Genomic DNA, 20,415 nt, shown 5'->3' on the forward strand with positions numbered 1-20,415 from the left:
TGCCAGCAGTGGGGTTTCCGGACCAGGTGACCTTGCGTCAGGGCACCGGCGAACTGCTTGTGTTCAACTCGACGGGTCCCGCTGCCGGCGGGAACGTCAACGTCGCGGGCGCCATCGAGCCAAACGGAGCAATGCGCGTGACGGTCACCGAAAGAGGGACCGACGATCTCGTTCGATCCCACTCTCGGCGGCCTGGTCACCCACATCACCGACCGCAGCGGCGTGACCTCGCAGATCGTCCCGGCCATACCAGAACTCCGCGACCGGCCGATCGACATCACCGGCGACAACGGCACCGAAACCCACACCAGCACCTTCTTCTGAGGAGCGGCCTCAGCCAGAGGTCATCAGCTGATACCGCCGCAGGTTGTGTTTCGCGTCGACCAGGGCGTCGTGCGCGTCGCGCGGCCGCGGCGGCATCCGCGGACAGCCCCGCTCCTCCCAGAACTGGCGCAGCTCGCGGGTGAAGCGCGGAATGGCGGGCGGCAACGCGGTCATCGGCCCCCACAGCTGGCACAGCACCACGTGGTCGTAGGCGCCGACCCAGGCCCACAGCTCGATCGGCTCGTCACCGTCGACGCCGAAGAAGTCCTCCAGTTCCGACCGGATCTGTTTTCGCGACCGATAGAGCTGAGATGACGGTGACGGCAGTTTGGGCAGCACATGGGTGCGCACCCAGCGCCCCGCCCGCTCCGGATTGAATTCGCTTGAGATGCCGTAATATTCGCGGCCGTCCTCGGATGCAACGCCGATCGAGATGAGCTCGATGGTGCGTCCGTCGTCGATGAACTCGGTGTCGTAGAAGTATTTCACGCCGCGCCTACGCAGTCGCTTTCTCGGGGACGGCCTGCGGATCCGGCGGTGGCGCGGGTGCCGCGTGGATCTCTTTGTCGAGTTGCTGGTTCACCTCGGTGTCGTCGGGGAACCGGGGCTCGCCGGCAATGACATGCTGCAACCAGAGCTTGGCCTGCACCACCGGCCTGCGCAGCACGCGCTCCCGGACCAGTGCCCTGTGCATTTTGCGGGGCTTGTCCGTGTAGCGCCAACGCGCCCACGGCGCATGCGGCCGGGACAGACGGAACGCCCCGACGAACAGCAGCGGGGTGATGAACATGCCGATCAAGCCCGTCCATAACTTTCCCTTGAGCAGCACCACCACGGCCAGTGCCAGCGTGATGACCGCGAGGGCGACGACCGAGGCCCTGGCAGCGAGGTTGTGGTCTTCGCGCCAGATGTCGATGTCGAAGAACGACAGCGGGTTGAAACCGAGGACAAGCAGCCCGGCCACCGCGACCGCGGTGAACACCGCGTCGACGGATGTGCGGCCGTCCTCGGCCCAGTACACGTCCTCGAGGTGAAGGATCAGCGCGAACTCGTCCAGCACCAGTGCCGCACCGATCCCGAAAAAGGTTGCTGCGACGGTGAATTCGGGTACCCCTCCGTCGACAGCCAAAGTGACCATCGAGATGCCGGAGATCATGACCAAGATCACACCGATGACCACATGGTGGATGTGCAGGCCCCCTCCGGCCGAGATGTTCCTCGGTTGCCACCATTTGCGCGGTTTGTCGCTGCCGGCGTGGCTGCGGATGTATCGCACGATCGTGCGCGTGACGAAGAAGGTGAGGATGAACGCGACGAGGCAGAAGACCAGCGGCATCCGCCCCTGCGGTATCTCCAGACTCCAGTCCAACCTCAGGTGCACGAAGAGAACTTACGCTGCTCAGGCCGCGACGTGCCGGGGATATGGTCCGACGCGCCGCGACCGGCCGATAGTCTGGGCTGCACGATGAGTAGGTTGGGGCCGCGCACGCGAGGAGCGGAGAAGCCACGGCCCGGCGGGGCTGGTTGGTGGCCAACCGTGGCGTGGCGGCTGTTCCAGCTGGTGACGCTTGTGGCGCTGGTCTGGGCGTGTTGGCGGCTGCTCGGCCACGTCACGTACCGCATCGACATCGACGTCTACCGTATGGGCGGCAGGGCCTGGCTGGACGGTCGGCCGCTGTACGCCGACGGCGCGATGTTCGAGACCCGCGCTGGGCTGGAGCTGCCGTTCACCTATCCCCCTCTTGCTGCGATCGCTTTCGCGCCGTTCGCCCTGCTCCCGCTCTCGGTGGCCAGCGCCGCCATCACGGTGACCACATTCGTGTTGTTGATCGCATCCACGGTGATCGTGCTGACGCGGCTGGACGTCTGGCCGCAGTCGTCGATCACCACCGAGCCCGCTTGGCTGCGGCGGTGCTGGCTGGCCGCCGCAATCGTCGCCCCCGCCGCGGTCTACCTGGAGCCGATCCGGGCCAACTTCGACTTCGGCCAGATCAACGTTGTGCTGATGACGCTCGTCATCGCCGACTGTGTGCCCCGCAAGACTCCGTGGCCGCGCGGCATTCTGCTCGGTCTGGCTATCGCCCTTAAACTCACCCCCGCGGTGTTCCTGCTCTATTTCCTGCTGCGCCGGGACACCCGCACGCTGATCGTCACCGTGGCCGCGGCGGTGGTCGCCACTCTGGTCGGCTTCGCGTTCGCCTGGCGCGACTCGTGGGAGTACTGGACGGACACGGTGCGCAACACCGACCGGATCGGCACCGCGACGCTGAACACCAACCAGAACATCGCCGGCGCGCTGGCCCGCCTCGGCCTCGGTGAGGGCGAACGATTCGTGCTGTGGACGCTGGCCTGCTTCGCGGTGCTCGGGGTGACGATCTGGGCGGCGCGACGCGTGTTACGGGCTTCCGGAGCCGCTCGGCCGGCGACATCTGACCAAGGACCCGTGCTGGCGCTGATCTGTGTGGCGATGTTCGGCCTCGTGGTGTCGCCGGTGTCGTGGTCGCACCACTGGGTATGGGCGCTGCCGACGGTGATCGTGTGCAGCGTGGTCGCCTACCGGCGCAGGCATGTGTTGCTCGGCGCGGTCACCGCCGCAGGGGTGGCCCTGATGGTGTGGACTCCCATCACCTTGATGCCCGAACACCACGAGACGTCGGCGTCACTGTGGCGCCAGCTCGTCGGTGGCTCCTACGTGTGGTGGGCGCTTGCCGTCATCGTCGTCGCAGGTTTGGTGTCCACCCGCCAGACCGACTCACAACCCGCGGCCCTCAGCGCCTCGCCTGTGCCTGCGACCAGCTAGACGCCGGCTCTTTCAACGCGGCTCGGAGTTCGCCGCGTGATCGTCGCCCGGCGGAAGGCTAGGCAGCGAGCTCTGCGGCGGGTTGTTTACCCTCCTTGATGTCGGCGGCATACAGATCGACGTACTCCTGACCCGACAGGCGCATCAGCTCGTACATCACCTCGTCCACGACCGCCCGCTCGATGAACCGGTTGCCCTCGAGGCCCTCGAATCGGCTGAAGTCCATCGGTTTGCCGAACCGCACTGTCACCCGGCCGAACCGCCACATCTTGCTGCCCGGCGGATTGACCTCGTCGGTGCCGATCATCGCGACCGGGATGACCTTCACGCCCGTGCGCAGCGCGACCCGCGACATTCCCGTCTTGCCCTTGTACAGCCTGCCGTCGGGCGAGCGCGTGCCCTCGGGATACATGCCGAGCAGCTTGCCCTCATCCAGCAACCGCGAAGCGGTTTCGAGGGCGGCCTGTGCGGAGTCGGCGTCGGTGCGGTCGATCGGCACCTGCCCGGCCGCTGTGTAGAACCAGCGCTGGAACCACCCCTTGAGCCCGGTACCGGTGAAGTATTCGGACTTGGCCAGGAAGGTGATCCTGCGCTTGACGACGAGTGGTAGGTAGAAACTGTCCGCAACCGCCAGGTGGTTACTCGCCAGGATGACCGCGCCGGAGTCCGGAACATATTCCAGCCCTTCGACTTTGGGCCGGCCGAGCAAAGTCAGCACGGGTCCCATGAAGACGTATTTGAACAGCCAATACCACATGGACCCTCCCGGATTGGGGCGCACCGGACGGTGCTTGGCGCTAACTCTACCGTCACTCCTCGACGGTCACCGGGATGTGCTGATACCGGCTGGGTCCCGACGTTGGCGGCCCATCCGGCGGCGGTTCATCCGGCGGCGGCTGTTGCGGGCCCGGCGTCGACTCGATGTCGCTGACCATTGCGCGCACCACGGTCAGCAGCGCCACGCTGTGCTCGGCGATGATCGTCAGCAACGGGTGCTGCTCGCCGCTCACGAGTGCCGCCAGCGCGCACACCGGGCACCACACCTGCTGGCACTTGCCGGGTCCGTCGGCGCCGGCGGCCGCTGTCGCCGCGGCCCGCACCGCGGGGTCGATGCGGTCCAGAATGGACTGCGCCAGCGCCCTCAACTCAGGGCCAAGATCGGAGTGAGCATCATTCATGCCGGCCACACCTCCGGATCTGGTCTGAATCGCACGGTCAGCTCACTGCCCTTGAGCTGAGCGTCCATCACGATGCATCGCCGCAGGACAGACGCGAGCCGAACCCGGCGCCGCAGCCCACCGGCGCCGATGATCAAGTCGTCGCCGACCCGGCCAAGACGCAGGGCGCCCGACTCGATTTGAGGCAACTCTAGCCGCAATCGATACACCGAACCCAGCCCGGACCCGGACTCGCGGTCGACGATCGGGCGCAGCGGGCCTGGCGGCGGCGAGCCGTCGCGCCGGCGGGCGCATTCGAGCAGCTCGCCGAGTGCCTTCGGCCCGATCGGCTCGCCCGCGAGGTGCGGAACCAGCACCAACTGCACGTCGCCGACGGTGGTGTCGAGTTCGTCGAGCACGGCCTGCTGTTCGGAGATCCGTTCGGCGTACCAGTCGAATGCCGGATGTTCAGGCAGGTTGCGGTACTCGTATGAATCATCCTGCACCAAAAGCTGATTGACGATCAGCTCGTCGACGCGGACCCCCATCAACGCCAGCGAGCCGAGAGTGCGCGCAGCCTCGGCAGCGACCACCCGCTCCGCGGTGAGCACGAGATGCGCGCTCACCCAGTCTCCGTCGGTGAGCAAACCGGTCAGCGCACCGTTGCCCGCGTCGACGCGCTCCATCAGATCCACGATCGCCGCCGTGCGCGCGTCGCCGACCGCCGAGCTGAGCCTGCGGTGGCGCGGCCATGCCCGCTCCAGGTACAGGCCGAAGGTCGAGGGCAGTGTCAGCATCCGCATCGCATCGGCGGTCGACGCACAATCGACGACGATACGATCCCAATCCCCCGATTTCGCCAGCTCGCCGACCTCGTGAAGACCCAGCACCTCCTGAATTCCGGGAAGCGCCGAAAGTTCTTCTGGCGCAATATGCCCCAGCTCCGACTCGTCGAAACTTGCCGTCAGAACGCCGACGACGTCGCGCCAGCGCGCCTCCAGGAGGGCCAGTGTGTCCAGCGCCAGCGCGTCGAGGAACCCTCCGCCGGCATCCGCGTCGTCGGCGAGCACCCGCGTCGGCTCCCTGCGCCCGGTGGGCACCACCGGCGTGCCGAGTACGTCACCCAGCGAGTGCGCCTGGTCGGTGGACACCACAAGGACCCGCAGGCCGCTTTGCGCGTCGCGCACCGCGGTCGCGGTCGCCAGCGTCGACTTACCTACACCGCCCTTGCCAACGAAGAGACTGATCCGGGCGTGGGTAGGCGCGGGGGAATCACTCAGCCTCGACTCGTTTCTTGAGATCCTTCAGTGCGGTGTCGGTCAGCCTGCGTTCGGCCTTGCGCTTGAGCAGGCCGATCATCGGAATGACCAGGTCCACCGACAGTTCATAGGTGACATCGGTGCCAGATCCCTTGGGTGCCAACCTGTATGCGCCGTCAAGCGACTTGAGCAGCGAACTCGAGACCAGCTTCCAGGTGACCGAGCCATGGTCGGGCGGCCAATCGTAAGCCAGCACCATCGTGTCCTTGAGCACCGCTGCGTCGAGCACCAGCCGGGCCGTCTTCGGGTAGCCCTCGTCGTCGGCCTCGAGGACCTCGGTCTCCTTGTACTCGGCAACCCAGTCTGGATAGGAACCGATGTCGGCGATGACGTCCATCACCGTGGAAGGATCCGCATCGATGTAGATGGTCTGCGCCGTCTTGTCCGCCACGTGGTCTGTTCCCCTGATTGGATCGCACTCGATGGAATGGAAATCTACCCGTCGCCGCTGCGTCTAACCCAATATCAGGCTTGCGGGGGCATCCCGACCGGCCGCGTTGCCTCCAGCTTCTGCTTCAGCTCGAAGGACATCTTCTTGCCCGCCACCCGGCGTTGGTGGTTCAGCTTGGCCAGATTCATCCTGGCCAATTGCCACGCGGCAGCGCCGGCGGGCTCTGCGTGCAGGAAGTAGTTGAGGATGACGCCGTCCAGCGACGGCTCCAGCCAGACCTCCATGGTGCCGGTCAGCGCCCCATTGACGCTCCAGCGATGACCGACGGCGCCGCGGTCCTCGATCACCGTCAGATGCAGGTCCGGCCACCAGCGTCGCCAGCTCGCGGGGTCCGCCACCGCCTTGCCGACCTCGACCGGGTCGGCCGCCACGAACGTCTGATCGGCGACCTGAATGCTGTTCATCGCCATTAGCTTCACATATGGCACCGGGGTGCCGACTAGGCTGGTCGGTGGCAAAACCGCTACCACCTCGGAGGCCGACACCGTGCGCGAGTTCAGCATCCCCGCATCGTTCGAAGTCGGGGAGCATGACAACATCGTCGACTCCGTCTATGCGCACGAACGCGACGACCCCGACCACGTGATCTTTCAGCGCCTCGTCGACGGCGACTGGAAGGATGTGACGGCCGGGCAGGCGGCCGAACAGATTCGTTCGGTCGCACTCGGTTTGATCGCCGAAGGGGTAGCGCCAGGTGACCGGGTGGCGGTGTTTTCGGCAACCCGCTACGAGTGGCCGATCATCGACTTCGCAATCCTGTCGGTCGGCGCCCTGACAGTGCCGATTTACGAGACCAGCTCGGTCGAGCAGGTGCGCCACGTGCTCAGCGATTCGGGTGCTGTTCTGGTGTTCGCCGAGACCGACGCGCACGCAGACAAGATCGAGCATCTCGCCGACGAGCTGCCGGGGCTGCGGAAAGTGTTGTGCATCGACAGTTCCGGCACGTCGGCGCTGGACGAGCTGACCGAGGCGGGCAAGTCGATCGACCGTGGCGAGCTCGACAACAGGCTGGCCGGGATCAAGTCCACCGATCCGGCCACGCTGATCTACACCTCTGGCACCACCGGCAAGCCGAAGGGTTGCCAGCTGACACATTCGAACCTGGTCTACGAGATCCGTGGAGCCAAGGCGGCGTTCCCGACGTTGCTGAACAAGGGCGAGCGTCTGCTGGTGTTCCTGCCGTTGGCGCACGTGCTGGCCCGCGCGCTCACCATATCGGCGTTCTCGAACAAGGTGACGCTGGGTTTCACCAGCGACATCAAGAACCTGGTGCCGATGTTCGGGGTCTTCAAACCGACGCTGGTGGTGTCGGTGCCAAGGGTGTTCGAGAAGGTCTACAACACCGCCGAGCAGAACGCCCGCAGCGACGGCAAAGGCAAGATCTTCGAAATCGCCGCCAAGACCGCGATCGAATGGAGCCAGGCACAGGACGCGGGCACCGGGCCAGGCGTGCTGCTTCGCGTCAAGCACGCGCTGTTCGACCGGCTGGTCTACGGCAAGCTGCGGGCGGCGCTCGGCGGCCACTGCCACGCCGCGATCTCCGGCGGCGCCCCGCTGGGTGCGCGGCTCGGGCACTTCTACCGCGGCGTCGGCCTTACGATCTACGAAGGCTACGGGCTTACCGAGACCAGCGCGGCGATCACGGTGAACCAGATCGACAGTCTGAAGATCGGTTCGGTCGGAAAGCTGTTGGAGGGCAACAGCATGCGCCTCATCGATGACAACGAACTGCTGGTGCGGGGCGGCGTGGTGTTCGCCGGCTACTGGCACAACGAGGAGGAGACCAACGCGGCGTTCTCCGACGGCTGGTTCCACACCGGCGATCTCGGTGCGATCGACGACAACGGATTCCTGACGATCGTCGGCCGCAAGAAGGAGATCATCGTCACCGCTGGAGGCAAGAACGTCGCCCCGGCCGTCCTCGAGGACCGGCTGCGGGCACATCCGCTGATCAGCCAGGCGATGTGTGTCGGCGACGCGAAACCGTTCATCGCGGCGCTCATCACGATCGACCCCGAGGCGTTTCCCGGCTGGAAGGAACGCAACGGCAAGAGCGCCGACGCGACGGTCGCCGACCTCGCCGACGACCCTGACCTCACCGCCGAGATCGACTTGGCCGTCAAGGACGCCAACCAGGCGGTGTCGAAGGCAGAGGCGATCCGTAAATTCCGCATTCTGCCCGTCGATTTTACCGAGGACACCGGCGAGCTGACCCCGACGCTGAAGGTCAAGCGCAAAGTGGTGGCGGAGAAGTTCGCCAGTGATATCGAAGGGCTCTACGAGAAGGGCTGACCGAGGTCAACCGGCCAGCTGGCTGTGCAGCCGCGCGGCCTGATTGCGCCACTGCCAGTTGCCGACAGCCCAGCGACGCCCGGCGGCGCCCATCTCGGCCGCGCGCTCGGGGTCGGCGAGTAGATCACCTACCGCAGTGGCGATTTCGTCGACGTCCCTGCCGTTCACGACGCGTCCGGTGACCCCGTCCTGCACCGTTTCTGGCGCACCGCCGGAGTCACCCGCGACCACGGGCACTCCCGTCGAGGACGCCTCCAGGTAGACGATGCCGAGGCCCTCGACGTCGAGCCCGGCGCCACGCGTCCGGCACGGCATCGCGAACACGTCGGCCATCGCATGGTGGGCTGGCAGTTCCCCGCCCGGCACACCGCCGGTGAACACCACGTGCTCGGTGACCGCTGTCTCGCGGGCCAGCCTTTGCAGCGTCGCCAGATACGGCCCGCCCCCGACGATGACCAGCGCAGCGCCGTCGATGCGCTCGCGGATCGCGGGCATGGCACGGATCAGCATGTCCTGGCCCTTGCGGGGAACCAACCGGGACAGGCAGACGACCACCGGGCGGTCGCCGAGCCCATACCGCGACCGCATCTCCGCGCGGGCGCCCGGATCCGGCGCGAACCGGTCGGTGTCCACCCCCGGCGGCACATACTCAAGCGCGGCGTGCGGCCCGAACGCCGATGCGAATCGGCCGCGGGTATAGGCGCTGACGTACGTCACCACGTCAGTGTCGTCCCCGATGCGGCGTAATGCGTTGCGCGCCAACGGCAACATCGACCAGCCAACCTCGTGGCCGTGCGTGCTGGCGACAACGCGGCGCGCTCCTGCGCTGCGCGCACGCGGTGCCAGTAGCGCCAGCGGCGCCGCCGCACCGAACCAGACCGTCTCGACATCGTTGTCGACGATCAGCCGCCGCATCCTGTCGTCGACGCCTGGACTGGGCAGCATGAGGGTGGTCGGGTGGCGCACGACCTGATAGCCCGAAGCGCTGGCCTCTTCGTCGAACTCCTCGCAGCCCTTCCACTTCGGCGCATACACGGTCAGCGAATAGTCGTTGTCGGATTTCAGGAGTTGGCCGACGAGTTCGTGCAGGTACGACTGGATCCCGCCACGTCGTGGTGGAAAGTCGTTGGTAACCAGCAGAACCCGGGGCATCGCGGTCAGGCTATCTGAGAAAGCCAGCGCCGCCAGGCCACCAGCACCTCGTCGAGGTCGGTGCCCAGCGTCTCGGATACCGCCGCTTCGACGCCCGGGTGACCCGGGCCGCAGGCCCGCACGTAGAGGCGCCGCAAAGTCGACGTCCCGTACCGATCGGCCACGAAGCGGGTGAACCACCAGGCCCGGTCGTAGGCCAGCGTCCGGGTCGACCCCGCGGTGTCCAGGTCGGCGTCGGATGGCAGCACCGCGATCTCGGCTGCCTGCGCTTGGCCCGGCAGCGGCGTCGCAGGCCGTGCCACGAAGTCGGCGACGCCTTCGGTCAGCCACCGCAGCGCGTCTGCCGCCGTATCAGCGCGGGCCGCGTAGTGAAAGAGTTCGTGGCGCAACACGATTCGCAATGCGGCGTCGCTCATCGCGGCGGCCCCCGGCGCGAAGACGATGCGCCCGTCGGTGGTCGCTGCCGCGATGTCGGAGCCGCCACCGGCCAATGCGCGGAACTGCTCATCGGACGCGGTGGCCACCACGACGATGTCGCGTCGCCAGTCGGGGCCCCAGAACCCCGTCACTGCGCGTACGGCGTCGTCCATGGCGCCGGACACCCGGTCCAGCAGCGGTTGCGTTGTCGGGCCGCCCAGGCTCATCAGTTCCACGGTGCGGCCATCCGACATCGTCTCGGTGCGCGAGGCCACCGCGGTCGCGGCGGGTGGCGAAACGGGGGCCGGTTCCGGAGCAGACGTATCCGGCCTGCCGACGAGCATCACCGCCACGATCAGCTCGACGATCAGCAGCAGGCCCAGAAATGGACGTTCAGTACCGGCGGACGTTATAGATCGGGGCATTGTTCACCGGCGCCACTTGCACCGGCGTGCCGTAGGTGGACGCGTGCACCATCATTCCGTCGCCGATGTAGATCGCCGAATGCGACGCGTCGGAGTAGTAGTTGACCACGTCGCCGGGCTGCATCTGCGACATGTCCACCGGCTGCCCGCCCCTGGCCAGCGCCTGGCTGGAGTGCGGCAGCGAAACGCCCGCCTGCTGGAAGGCCCACATCACCAGGCCCGAGCAGTCGAACTGGTTGGGTCCCGATCCGCCCCACGTGTAGGGCGAGCCGATCCGGGTCAGCGCCGCCTGGACGGCCAGCGTGCCCTCGCCAGCGGGCGCCTCAGGGGCAATGGCGCCTTCCGGTGGTGCGACATCGCCCGGTGGGATACCGCCGGGCGGGGCGGCAATGACCGCGGGGTCCTCTGGAGCGGGCGGCGCCGCCTCCGGCGGCGGAGGTGCAGGCGGGATGGCCGCAAGGGCTTCCCGCTGGCCGGGTGTCAGGGCCTGGTACTGCGACTTGACCACGGCCATCTGAACCTGCAGCTGGCTTTGCTTGGATTGCAGGTCAGCGCGCACCGCCGCGGCCTGCTCGGCCGCGGTCTTCGCATCGCCGGCCGACTTGGCGGAGGCTTCCTGTGCCTTGGCCGCCTGATCGCTGACGGTTCGGTAGCTGTGCATCTGCGCCGACATCTCGGATGCCATCACCCGCTGAACCGAAAGCTGGTCGATGAGCCGCTGCGGGGAGTCGGCGGTCAGCATCGCGTCCATGCCGCTTGTCCTGCCACCCATGTATTGAGCCGCAGCAAATTTATCAACCGACGACTGGAAGGTTGCCAACTCGGAATTGGCCTTGTCGAACGCCGCCTGGTCCGCGGCGTACTTCGCTTCGGCATCCGCCTGCGCGGCCAGCTTGTTGTCGAGTTCGAGCTCTGCCGAATGCATAGCCTCGGTGGTCCGCTCGGCCTGCCGCGACAGCTCATTCAGCTTTGCCAACGCATCGTCTGCGGGATCTGCCTGCACAGTGCCGGCAAGAATGCCCCCGAATAGGGTCAGTGCCGATATCGCGCATATGACGGGTCGTTTGAATCCGCGCGTCATCCGCTGCGTCCGGTCGAACGTCAAGATTTGTGTCCTCAAACTGCCGTTGGCAAGTCGCCCCGAACTGTCTTAGGTCTCAGACAGGTTACGAAACGGCATCAGCCTTGTCCAAACAAGAGACGCAAATTTAACAGCCTCTCAGAGTTTTTCGGACGCCATCCGTTGCTAGGCGTGTCGTCAGGCGACGACTCCCGAATCACCATGCCGGTGAATCGGTACCAATCGAAGCCGCGGCGCAAGACCCGCCTCTGCGAGCACCTCCAGCGCCGCGCGCTCGTCGTGAAGCAAGGTGTCTGGAACGCCGAGCAACACGCTCACGACACAGTCCTTGCAGCCGGGGCCACGCACAGCGCAGTCATCGCAATCGATGGTCACCGCGCCGGTATCGGTGCCCCTCTCATCGGCCTCGTCCATCTGACCGTCCTCTCGTTGGAGTTAGTCGCACGCTAACGGGCACCACCGACATCTTTAGCGCGTGGCGCGCCTCAGCCTGTCGGTCGCAGTGCCTACCTTCAGCACATGGGCCGGCTCAGGTTCGCCGATGTGGAACAGCTGTCGCTCGACCTGGCGTCCGAATCACTACGCGACACCACGTTCGTCGTCGTCGACCTGGAGACGACCGGCGGCCGTGCGTCCGGCGACGGCGACAACGTCGACGCCATCACCGAGATCGGCGCGGTGAAGGTGCGCGGCGGCACCGTGCTCGGCGAGCTGGCCACATTGGTTGACCCCGGCCGCAGCATCCCGCCGCAGATCGTCGAACTCACCGGCATCACCTCGGCCATGGTCCGCGACGCGCCCAAGATCGACACGGTGCTGCCCGCATTCCTCGAGTTCGCCCGCGGCGCAGTGCTGGTCGCCCACAACGCGGGATTCGACATCGGCTTCCTTCGCGCCGCCGCGGAGCGCTGCCAGATCGTGTGGCCGCGCCCGCCGGTGCTGTGCACCGTCCGGTTGGCCCGCCGGGTGCTCACCCGCGACGAAGCGCCAAGCGTGCGACTCTCGGCGCTGGCCCGGCTGTTCGGCGCCGCCACCACACCTACGCACCGGGCACTCGACGACGCGCGAGCCACCGTCGACGTGCTGCACGCGCTCATCGAGCGGGTCGGCAACCAGGGCGTGCACACCTACCCCGAGCTGCGCTCCTACCTGCCCGACGTGTCACCGCAGCAGCGCCGCAAGCGAATCTTGGCCTCGCACCTGCCACACCGGCCCGGCGTCTATCTGTTCCGCGGGCCCGCCAATGAGGTGCTCTATGTCGGCACGGCGGTGGATCTGCGCAGACGGGCCGGCCAGTACTTCAACGGCTCGGATTCGCGGCCGCGCATCAAGGAGATGGTCGCGCTGGCCACCGCGATCGACCACGTCGAGTGCGCGCACGGCCTTGAGGCAGGCGTGCGTGAGCTGCGGCTGCTTGCCGCGCATGCGCCGCCATACAACCGGCGGTCGAAGTTCCCGCAGCGGTGGTGGTGGATCGTGCTGACGGCGGAGGCGTTTCCGCGATTGTCGATCGTGCGCACCCCGAAGAGCGATAGCACGGTCGGGCCGTTCCGGTCACGCGCCGACGCCGTCGAGACGGCCGACCTGCTCGCCCGTTTCACCGGCCTGCGCACCTGCACCACCCGGATCGCGCGGTCGGCGCGGCACGGGCCCGGCTGCGCCGAACGTGAACTGTCGCCGTGCCCGGCACCTCGCGGCATCCCCGCCGACGAGTACGCGGACGCACCGCGGCGGACGACGGCGCTGATCGACGGGCTCGAGGACGACGCACTCTCGGCGGTGCTCGCCCGCATCGGCGAGCTGGCGGACTGCCACCGCTACGAGACCGCCGCACGGCTGCGCGACCACGCCTGCGGCGCGATCGACGTGCTGTGGCGCGGTCAGCGGTTGCGCGCGCTGGCGTCGGTCACCGAGCTCGTCGCAGCGCGATCCGACGGCGACGGCGGATGGCATCTCGCGGTGATCCGGTGTGGGCAGCTCGCCGCCGCGGGTGTCGCGCCCCGCGGTGTACCGCCGATGCCGGTCATCGACGCGATAACCGCTGCAGCACAAGCGATTCTGCCGAACCCGGCCCCGTTGGGTGGCGCGCTCGTGGAAGAGGTGGCGTTGGTCATGCGCTGGCTCGCCCAGCCGGGCGTGCGCATCGTGCGCGCCGAACCCGGCTGGGCGTCACCGTCTGCGTCCGCGGGACGGTGGGCGTCGTGGGCTGCGTCTGCGAGGTCGGCACGGCTGGCCGCCGAGCAAACGCTCGACTCGTCAGACCTGCTGAGTGAACCGCACCCAACGCGCGAGCAGCTGTTCGGCCGCCCCGGAGTCGATCGCATCGACGGCCCGGCTCAGACCCGACTCCCACGCCGACAGCCATTCGGCGCCGCTGGTTAGTCCCGCATGGGCGACCATCGCGCCTGCGGCGTTGAGCACCACCGCGTCGCGCACCGGCCCCTTGGCGCCGGCAAGCACCTCGCGCGCCTCCGCCGCGTTGGACTCGGCATCGCCGCCAACCAGAGCCGAAATGTCGGCACGGGCGAACCCGAATCCCGCGGGGTCGAACGACAGCTTCTCCACGGTGCCCGCCTGCACGCGCCAGATGGTGCTCGTCGTCGTCGTGGTGAGTTCGTCGAGGCCGTCATCACCGTGCACGACCAGAACACTGGAGCGGCGAGTCGCGAACACCCCCGCCATCACCTCCGCCAGATCGGCCCATGCACAGCCGATCAGCCCGGCGCGCGGGGAACCCGGATTCGTCAGCGGGCCAAGCAGATTGAACACCGTAGGAACACCGATCTCGCGGCGGGCCACTCCTGCGTGCCGGTACGAAGGGTGAAACACCGGCGCGAAGCAGAAGCCGATCCCGACCTCCGCGACGCTGCGGGCGACATCCTCTGGACCGAGGTCGATGCGCACCCCGAGCGCTTCGAGGGTGTCGGCGCCACCGCTGCGGGACGACGCGGCCCTGTTGCCGTGCTTGACCACCGGCACCCCGGCGGCCGCCACCACGATGGCGGCCATCGTCGACAGGTTCACGGTGTTCGCCCCGTCGCCGCCGGTGCCGACCACGTCGACGGTGTCGGTGCCGATCTCGTCGGTCGGCACTCGGAGTGCGTAGGACAGCATCGTGTTGGCCAGCTCGGTCACCTCGGCCGACGTCGGCCGCTTCATTTTCATCGACACGCCGAAGGCCGCGATCTGTGCCGGCGTTGCGGTGCCGGTCATGATCTGGTCCATCGCCCACCCCGCCTGTCCCGCTACCAGCGGCTGTTGCGTGGTCAACCGGCCAAGAATCAGTGGCCATGACGGTTCGTTTTCGGCAGGAGTCACGCCAAGATTATGACGAATTGCTCCACCCGGGTGGAGTTGAACAACTACAAAGCGTCATACTTGCGTTGTGACGAGCGCTGTAGGGACCTCGGGAACCGCGATCACGTCCCGCGTGCATTCGCTGAACCGGCCGAACATGGTCAGTGTTGGCACCATCGTATGGCTTTCCAGCGAGCTGATGTTCTTTGCTGGACTGTTCGCGATGTACTTCACCGCCCGGTCGCAGGCCGGTGGCGAGTGGCCCCCGCCGCCGACCGAGCTGAACCTGGTCCAGGCGGTGCCGGTGACGCTGGTGCTCATCGCGTCTTCCTTCACCTGTCAGATGGGCGTGTTCGCCGCCGAGCGCGGCGACGTGTTCGGGTTGCGCCGCTGGTATGTCATCACCTTTCTGATGGGCCTGTTCTTCGTGCTCGGTCAGGGTTACGAGTACATCCATCTCGTCGAACACGGCACCACGATCTCCAGCAGCGCGTACGGCTCGGTCTTCTACCTGCCCACCGGATTTCACGGCTTGCACGTCATCGGTGGCCTCATCGCCTTCGTCTTCCTGCTGGCGCGCACCACCATGAGCAAGTTCACGCCGGCACAGGCCACGGCCGCGATCGTCGTCTCGTACTACTGGCATTTCGTCGACATCGTGTGGATCGCGCTGTTCGCCACCATCTACTTCGTCCGATGAGCAGGCTGCCGATGACAAGGGGTTCGATGAGCGGGAAGGCCCTCGGCGCCGGAAGGCCGGCGACATTGAAGCACCGTCGGCGCCTTCGTCGGCGACTATCAGCGGCGGTGTTGTTGCTGATCGGACTCGGGGTTGCGGGCGGCCTTGCCGCCACCCTCACGCCGACGCCACAGGTGGCGGTCGCCGATGAGTCGGCTTCGGCGATGCTGCGCACCGGCAAGGAGTTGTTCGACACCTCGTGTGTGACCTGCCACGGCGTCAACCTGCAGGGCGTGACCGACCGCGGGCCCAGCCTCATAGGCGTCGGCGAGGCCGCCGTGTACTTCCAGGTGTCGACGGGCCGGATGCCCGCCATGCGCGGTGAGGCGCAGGCGCCGCAGAAGCCGCCGCAGTTCGACGAATCGCAGATCGACGCGCTTGGCGCCTACGTACAGGCCAATGGCGGCGGTCCCGTGGTGCCGCGCACCGACAACGGCCAGGTCGCCTCGGAATCGCTTCTTGGCGATGACGTCGCCCGCGGCGGTGACCTGTTCCGGCTGAACTGCGCGTCCTGCCACAACTTCACCGGCAAGGGTGGCGCGCTATCGTCGGGCAAGTACGCACCCGAACTGACCGACGCCGACCCCGCGCAGATCTACACCGCGATGCTGACCGGGCCCCAGAACATGCCGAAGTTCTCCGACCGCCAACTCTCCCCCGAGGAGAAGCGCGACATCGTCGCCTACGTGCGGATGGCAGCCGAAGCGCCGGATCCCGGCGGCTACGGCCTCGGCGGTCTCGGACCCACGTCTGAGGGCATGGCCATCTGGATCATCGGGATTGTGGCCGTCGTCGGGGCGGCGCTGTGGATCGGAGCCCGGTCGTGACCGAGCGAGAAGCCGGAGACGGATCGCGCATGAGCGACGCCGATAACGCCCCCAAGGGCACCGACACCCCGGGCCAGACCGGAATTCCCGGGCAGCCCAGCGACGCCGAGCTTGCGTCGATGTCGCGCGAGGAGCTGCTCGCGCTTGGCGGCAAACTCGACGGTGTCGAGATCGTCTACAAGGAAGACCGCTGGCCGGTAAAGGACACCAAGGCCGAGAAACGCGCCGAACGTGCAGTGGCGAATTGGCTTCTGCTGGGCGGTCTTTCCGGCCTTGCCCTACTGCTGGTCTTTCTGTTCTGGCCCTGGGAGTACAAGGGCGGGGAAACCGAGGGCCACTGGTGGTACGACCTGGCCACCCCGCTGTACGGGCTGACGTTCGGCGTGTCGATCCTCGCGATCGGCATCGGTGCCGTGCTGTACCAGAAGAAGTTCATCCCGGAAGAGATCTCCATCCAGGACCGTCACGACGGTCGCTCCCCCGAGATCCAGCGCAAGACCGTCGCGGCCAACCTGAGCGACGCGCTGGAGGGCTCAACGATCAAGCGGCGCAAGATGGTCGGGCTGTCGCTCGGCATCGGCCTCGGCGCGTTCGGTGCGGGCACGTTGGTCGCATTCATCGGCGGCTTGATCAAGAACCCCTGGAAGCCCGTGGTGCCGACCGCCGAAGGCAAGAAGGCCGTGTTGTGGACGTCGGGCTGGACCCCGCAGTTCACGGGGGAGACCATCTATGTGGCCCGCGCCACCGGAAACGCCGGCCACGGAGCGCCTTTCGTCAAGATGCGCCCCGAAGACCTCGACGCAGGCGGCATGGAAACCGTGTTCCCGTGGCGGGAGTCCGACGGTGACGGCACCACCGTCGAGTCACACCACCGGCTCAACGAGATCATGATGGGTGTTCGGAACCCGGTGATGCTCATTCGCATCAAGCCGGGCGACATCAACAGGGTGGTCAAGCGTCAGGGCCAGGAGAGCTTTAACTTCGGCGACCTGTTCGCGTTCACCAAGGTGTGCTCCCACCTGGGTTGTCCCTCTTCGCTTTACGAGCAGCAAACCTATCGCATCCTCTGCCCGTGCCATCAGTCTCAGTTCGATGCGCTGCATTTCGCGAAACCCATATTCGGCCCGGCTGCGCGCGCTCTCGCGCAGCTGCCCATCACGATCGATCAGGACGGGTACCTGGTCGCCAACGGCGACTTCATCGAACCCGTCGGACCGGCATTCTGGGAACGGAAGACAATATGAGTCCGAAACTGCCGCAACCACCGAGCCTCAACGAGATTGCAGCCGCACAGGGCGACGCGATCGACTCGCGGTACCACCCCGCAGCAGCTGTCCGCAGACAGCTCAACAAGGTGTTCCCCACCCACTGGTCGTTCCTGCTGGGTGAGATCGCCCTCTACAGCTTCATCGTGCTCCTGCTCACCGGGGTCTACCTGACGCTGTTCTTCGATCCGTCCATGGTCGAGGTCACCTATGACGGCGTCTATCAGCCGCTGCGCGGCGTCGAGATGTCCAGAGCTTTCGCATCCACCCTCGATATCAGCTTCGAGGTGCGCGGCGGCCTGTTCGTCCGCCAGATTCACCACTGGGCCGCACTGCTTTTCGCGGCTTCGATCATGGTCCACCTGGCACGTATCTTCTTCACCGGCGCGTTCCGGCGGCCCCGTGAGGCCAACTGGGTGATCGGCTCTCTGCTGTTGATATTGGCGATGTTCGAAGGCTTCTTCGGATACTCGCTGCCCGACGACCTGCTGTCGGGAACTGGCCTGCGCGCCGCATTCTCGGGCATCACGATGGGCATGCCGATCATCGGCACCTGGCTGCACTGGGCCCTGTTCGGCGGTGACTTCCCTTGTGGCGGTGTTGGAAACGACTGTGCGATCGGCATCATCATCCCGCGGCTCTACGCCCTGCACATCCTGCTGATACCGGGCATCATCCTCGCGCTCATCGGTGCGCACCTGGCGCTGGTGTGGTTCCAGAAGCACACACAGTTCCCCGGACCCGGTCGCACCGAGACCAATGTCGTCGGCGTGCGCGTCATGCCGGTGTTCGCCGTCAAGTCCGGCGCGTTCTTCGCTGTGACGACGGGCATCCTCGGCATCATGGGCGGCCTATTGCAGATCAACCCGATCTGGCAGCTCGGCCCCTACAAGCCCTCCCAGATTTCGGCGGGCAGCCAGCCGGACTTCTACATGATGTGGACAGACGGCCTCATCCGCCTCTGGCCTGCGTGGGAGTTCTACCCATTCGGGCACACCATCCCTCAGCCGGTGTGGATCGCTGTGCTCATGGGCGTGGTGTTCATGCTCCTTCCCGCATGGCCGTTCCTCGAGCAGAGGTTCACCAAGGACAAAGCGCATCACAATCTGTTGCAGCGCCCGCGGGACGCTCCGGTACGCACCGCCATCGGCGCGATGGCCATCTCGTTCTACATCGTGCTGACATTCGCCTGCATGAACGACATCATCGCGCTCAAGTTCCACATCTCGTTGAACGCAACGACGTGGATCGGCCGCATCGGCATGGTGGTGTTGCCCGCGATCGTCTACTACATCACCTACCGGTGGTGCGTCGGGCTGCAGCGCAGCGACCGCGCCGTGCTCGAGCACGGCATCGAGACCGGCATCATCAAGCGGCTGCCGCACGGCGCCTACATCGAACTGCACCAGCCGCTGGGACCGGTCGATGACCACGGCCATCCGGTTCCGCTGGAATACCAGGGTGCCCCGGTGCCCAAGCGGATGAACAAGCTCGGCTCCGCGGGCGCTCCGGGTACCGGCAGCTTCCTGCGGGCCGATCCCGCCGACGAGCACGACGCGTTGGTAGAGGCCGAGCACGCCGGAGAACGCAGGGCGCTCACCGCATTACGCGAGCACCAGGATCGCAACGGGTCCAACGGACACGGGTCCAACGGACACGGGTCCAACGGCCACGGCTCGAATGGCCACGGGTCGAACGGGCACTGACGGACCACGCCGCGCTTGTCGGCAGATGTGTCAGCTGTCGACGAGCTGGTGCAGCTGGCGCAGATAGATCCATGGAATGGCCGGCATCGCCAGCGTGACGAGACCGGCTACGACGTAGGCCGCCCAAGCGAACGTGTCGTGGCCCGCTGCCATCAGATAGGTGGCGATACCGATACTCAGCAGCGCCAAACCGATGGCGGATGCGATGACCACGGCGCAGCGCAGCCACACCCGGTCGACGGCAGGCGGTAGCGCGGCGTTGAACGTGCTGACTCTGGATGAAGTCGGGTAGGCGCTGCGCCGCCTGCTCGTTGCGGCGGGCGCGGGTGATGAGGACCGCAGCTGCTGGGTGCGCGGCTCGGGCAAGCGTGTCGTCGCTTGAGTCCGCCCGCTGGTCGGTCGGACACCTGCGCCGCGGCTCGCCCGCGGATCATCGAGGGCCGCGCGTCGCGCCCGCACCAGCAGCGGAATGGCGCCAAGGATGACAAGCGCCGACACCCCGATCACGCCGTAAAGCAACCACGGTGTGCCCGAGTCACTGGATGACGACTCCTGGCGCCCACTGCCGAGGTCGACTAGGGCGACGGACGCGGCCACGGCAGACCCAAGTGCGGCAAGCCAGATCACCGCGCACACGGCGAGCAGAATCCGGTCCACATTGCCGGCGTCGCTCGACGTCGGATCGAGACGCGAGCGCGTCGCGGCCCCAGTGTTGTATGTCGTCATCAGCAGCTTGTCTGTGCGGAGTTGCCAGTATTCGAGGACAATACGGTGCCGTCGCTCGTGGTGATGGAGCAGTTGAGCCTGCTGACCAGAAACAGGCTCGACGCCTGCACCGAGCCGACCTCGGACTGCGAGATCGGTGTCACCGTGAGCGACCACGGAATGTAGACGTTGCGCTGAGTACGGCTACGGCCCGACGCGTCGATATAGGTGACCGTGATGATGTCGCCTGGCGCTTTCGTACCCGTCACCGAATAGGTCACCTGGCGGGGACCGGCACGCGTCGTCGTCGGCGGTGGAGGGGGCGCACTAGAGGGCTCCTCCGGAGCCGGCGGCGGCGGCGCGGTTGATGATCGCGACCGGAATGCCCAGTCCGGCCGCGTGCCGCACGAAGCGGAATCCGGAGAACACCGTCAGCGACGAGCCGGCCACCAACAGTG

The 20,415-nt window shown here is 66.7% G+C and carries 19 protein-coding genes and 3 pseudogenes; 7 read left to right on the forward strand and 15 right to left on the reverse strand.

All coding sequences use genetic code 11. The annotated features are described in order from the left end of the window. Positions 1–333: 333 nt before the first annotated feature. Both D6M19_RS14295 and D6M19_RS14300 read right to left on the reverse strand, forming a co-directional pair. The gene (locus D6M19_RS14295) at positions 334–813 is read right to left on the reverse strand and encodes a polyadenylate-specific 3'-exoribonuclease AS (protein WP_123025870.1); all 480 of its coding nucleotides are present in this window, start codon (positions 811–813) and stop codon (positions 334–336) included. A gap of 7 nt (positions 814–820) precedes the next feature. Further along, positions 821–1,660 (reverse strand): hypothetical protein, encoded by an 840-nt coding sequence (locus D6M19_RS14300; protein ID WP_123025871.1) that lies wholly within the window; start codon positions 1,658–1,660, stop codon positions 821–823. Between the two features lie 129 nt (positions 1,661–1,789). Here D6M19_RS14300 and D6M19_RS14305 point away from each other — a divergent pair, with 129 nt between their 5' ends. Beyond that, complete coding sequence (locus D6M19_RS14305) at positions 1,790–3,124, forward strand: glycosyltransferase 87 family protein (RefSeq protein ID WP_123025872.1); 1,335 nt, start codon at positions 1,790–1,792, stop codon at positions 3,122–3,124. Between the two features lie 58 nt (positions 3,125–3,182). On the opposite strand, the gene D6M19_RS14310 is transcribed toward D6M19_RS14305, so the two are convergent. From D6M19_RS14310 to D6M19_RS14330, 5 genes are all read right to left on the reverse strand, one after another. Beyond that, complete coding sequence (locus tag D6M19_RS14310; protein WP_123025873.1) at positions 3,183–3,881, reverse strand: lysophospholipid acyltransferase family protein; 699 nt, start codon at positions 3,879–3,881, stop codon at positions 3,183–3,185. Between the two features lie 52 nt (positions 3,882–3,933). Continuing rightward, entirely contained in the window at positions 3,934–4,302 is a 369-nt protein-coding gene (locus D6M19_RS14315; protein ID WP_123025914.1) for a hypothetical protein, read from the reverse strand. After that, positions 4,299–5,561, reverse strand: coding sequence for an ArsA family ATPase (locus D6M19_RS14320; protein WP_123025874.1), 1,263 nt, complete (start codon positions 5,559–5,561; stop codon positions 4,299–4,301). Before D6M19_RS14320 ends, D6M19_RS14315 begins: the two co-directional genes overlap by 4 nt. After that, positions 5,554–5,991, reverse strand: coding sequence for an SRPBCC family protein (locus D6M19_RS14325; RefSeq protein WP_123025875.1), 438 nt, complete (start codon positions 5,989–5,991; stop codon positions 5,554–5,556). Before D6M19_RS14325 ends, D6M19_RS14320 begins: the two co-directional genes overlap by 8 nt. A gap of 74 nt (positions 5,992–6,065) precedes the next feature. After that, entirely contained in the window at positions 6,066–6,455 is a 390-nt protein-coding gene (locus tag D6M19_RS14330) for a polyketide cyclase / dehydrase and lipid transport (RefSeq protein WP_123025915.1), read from the reverse strand. A gap of 82 nt (positions 6,456–6,537) precedes the next feature. Between D6M19_RS14330 and D6M19_RS14335 the strand changes: the two genes are divergently transcribed. Next, positions 6,538–8,343, forward strand: a complete 1,806-nt coding sequence (locus D6M19_RS14335; RefSeq protein WP_123025916.1) for an AMP-dependent synthetase/ligase — start codon at positions 6,538–6,540, stop codon at positions 8,341–8,343. A gap of 6 nt (positions 8,344–8,349) precedes the next feature. On the opposite strand, the gene D6M19_RS14340 is transcribed toward D6M19_RS14335, so the two are convergent. The 4 genes from D6M19_RS14340 to D6M19_RS14355 form a co-directional block, all read right to left on the reverse strand. After that, positions 8,350–9,495, reverse strand: coding sequence for a glycosyltransferase family 4 protein (locus D6M19_RS14340; RefSeq protein WP_123025876.1), 1,146 nt, complete (start codon positions 9,493–9,495; stop codon positions 8,350–8,352). Positions 9,496–9,500: 5 nt separating this feature from the next. Then, complete coding sequence (locus D6M19_RS14345; protein WP_123025877.1) at positions 9,501–10,337, reverse strand: peptidase; 837 nt, start codon at positions 10,335–10,337, stop codon at positions 9,501–9,503. Beyond that, positions 10,306–11,442: a peptidoglycan hydrolase RipC gene (gene ripC, locus D6M19_RS14350; protein WP_407665341.1), complete on the reverse strand. Its 1,137-nt coding sequence runs from the start codon at positions 11,440–11,442 to the stop codon at positions 10,306–10,308. Before ripC ends, D6M19_RS14345 begins: the two co-directional genes overlap by 32 nt. Positions 11,443–11,595: 153 nt before the next feature. Beyond that, positions 11,596–11,832, reverse strand: a complete 237-nt coding sequence (locus D6M19_RS14355; RefSeq protein WP_123025879.1) for a hypothetical protein — start codon at positions 11,830–11,832, stop codon at positions 11,596–11,598. 105 nt (positions 11,833–11,937) lie between these two features. Here D6M19_RS14355 and D6M19_RS14360 point away from each other — a divergent pair. Beyond that, positions 11,938–13,737: pseudogene (locus D6M19_RS14360) on the forward strand (DEDD exonuclease domain-containing protein); the annotation flags it as partial. On the opposite strand, the gene trpD reads toward D6M19_RS14360, so the two are convergent. Then, complete coding sequence (gene trpD / locus D6M19_RS14365; RefSeq protein ID WP_407665342.1) at positions 13,675–14,736, reverse strand: anthranilate phosphoribosyltransferase; 1,062 nt, start codon at positions 14,734–14,736, stop codon at positions 13,675–13,677. The pseudogene D6M19_RS14360 and the gene trpD sit on opposite strands and share 63 nt — an antisense overlap. 67 nt (positions 14,737–14,803) lie before the next feature. Here trpD and ctaE point away from each other — a divergent pair, with 67 nt between their 5' ends. From ctaE to qcrB, 4 genes are read left to right on the forward strand one after another with little or no spacing between them, the layout of a single operon-like run. Next, positions 14,804–15,415 carry an aa3-type cytochrome oxidase subunit III gene (gene ctaE, locus D6M19_RS14370; protein WP_123025881.1) on the forward strand — a complete coding sequence of 204 codons (612 nt, stop codon included), beginning with the start codon at positions 14,804–14,806 and terminating at the stop codon, positions 15,413–15,415. Then, on the forward strand, positions 15,412–16,281 hold the full coding sequence (gene qcrC / locus D6M19_RS14375; protein WP_123025882.1) for a cytochrome bc1 complex diheme cytochrome c subunit: 870 nt from the start codon (positions 15,412–15,414) through the stop codon (positions 16,279–16,281). Before ctaE ends, qcrC begins: the two co-directional genes overlap by 4 nt. A 29-nt stretch (positions 16,282–16,310) precedes the next feature. Next, complete coding sequence (gene qcrA, locus D6M19_RS14380) at positions 16,311–17,525, forward strand: cytochrome bc1 complex Rieske iron-sulfur subunit (RefSeq protein ID WP_123025917.1); 1,215 nt, start codon at positions 16,311–16,313, stop codon at positions 17,523–17,525. Further along, positions 17,522–19,252, forward strand: coding sequence for a cytochrome bc1 complex cytochrome b subunit (gene qcrB / locus D6M19_RS14385; protein ID WP_123025883.1), 1,731 nt, complete (start codon positions 17,522–17,524; stop codon positions 19,250–19,252). Before qcrA ends, qcrB begins: the two co-directional genes overlap by 4 nt. A gap of 30 nt (positions 19,253–19,282) precedes the next feature. Here qcrB and D6M19_RS14390 read toward each other — a convergent pair whose 3' ends face one another. From D6M19_RS14390 to D6M19_RS14400, 3 genes and pseudogenes are all read right to left on the reverse strand, one after another. After that, positions 19,283–19,978 (reverse strand): DUF2561 family protein, encoded by a 696-nt coding sequence (locus D6M19_RS14390; RefSeq protein ID WP_123025884.1) that lies wholly within the window; start codon positions 19,976–19,978, stop codon positions 19,283–19,285. Next, a pseudogene (locus D6M19_RS14395) lies at positions 19,978–20,322 on the reverse strand (MmpS family transport accessory protein); the annotation flags it as partial. The gene D6M19_RS14390 and the pseudogene D6M19_RS14395, both read right to left, overlap by 1 nt. Beyond that, a pseudogene (locus D6M19_RS14400) lies at positions 20,303–20,415 on the reverse strand (NAD-dependent deacetylase); the annotation flags it as partial. The pseudogenes D6M19_RS14395 and D6M19_RS14400, both read right to left, overlap by 20 nt.

The sequence above is a fragment of the Mycolicibacterium stellerae genome, assembly GCF_003719305.1.
Taxonomy (GTDB): domain Bacteria; phylum Actinomycetota; class Actinomycetes; order Mycobacteriales; family Mycobacteriaceae; genus Mycobacterium; species Mycobacterium stellerae.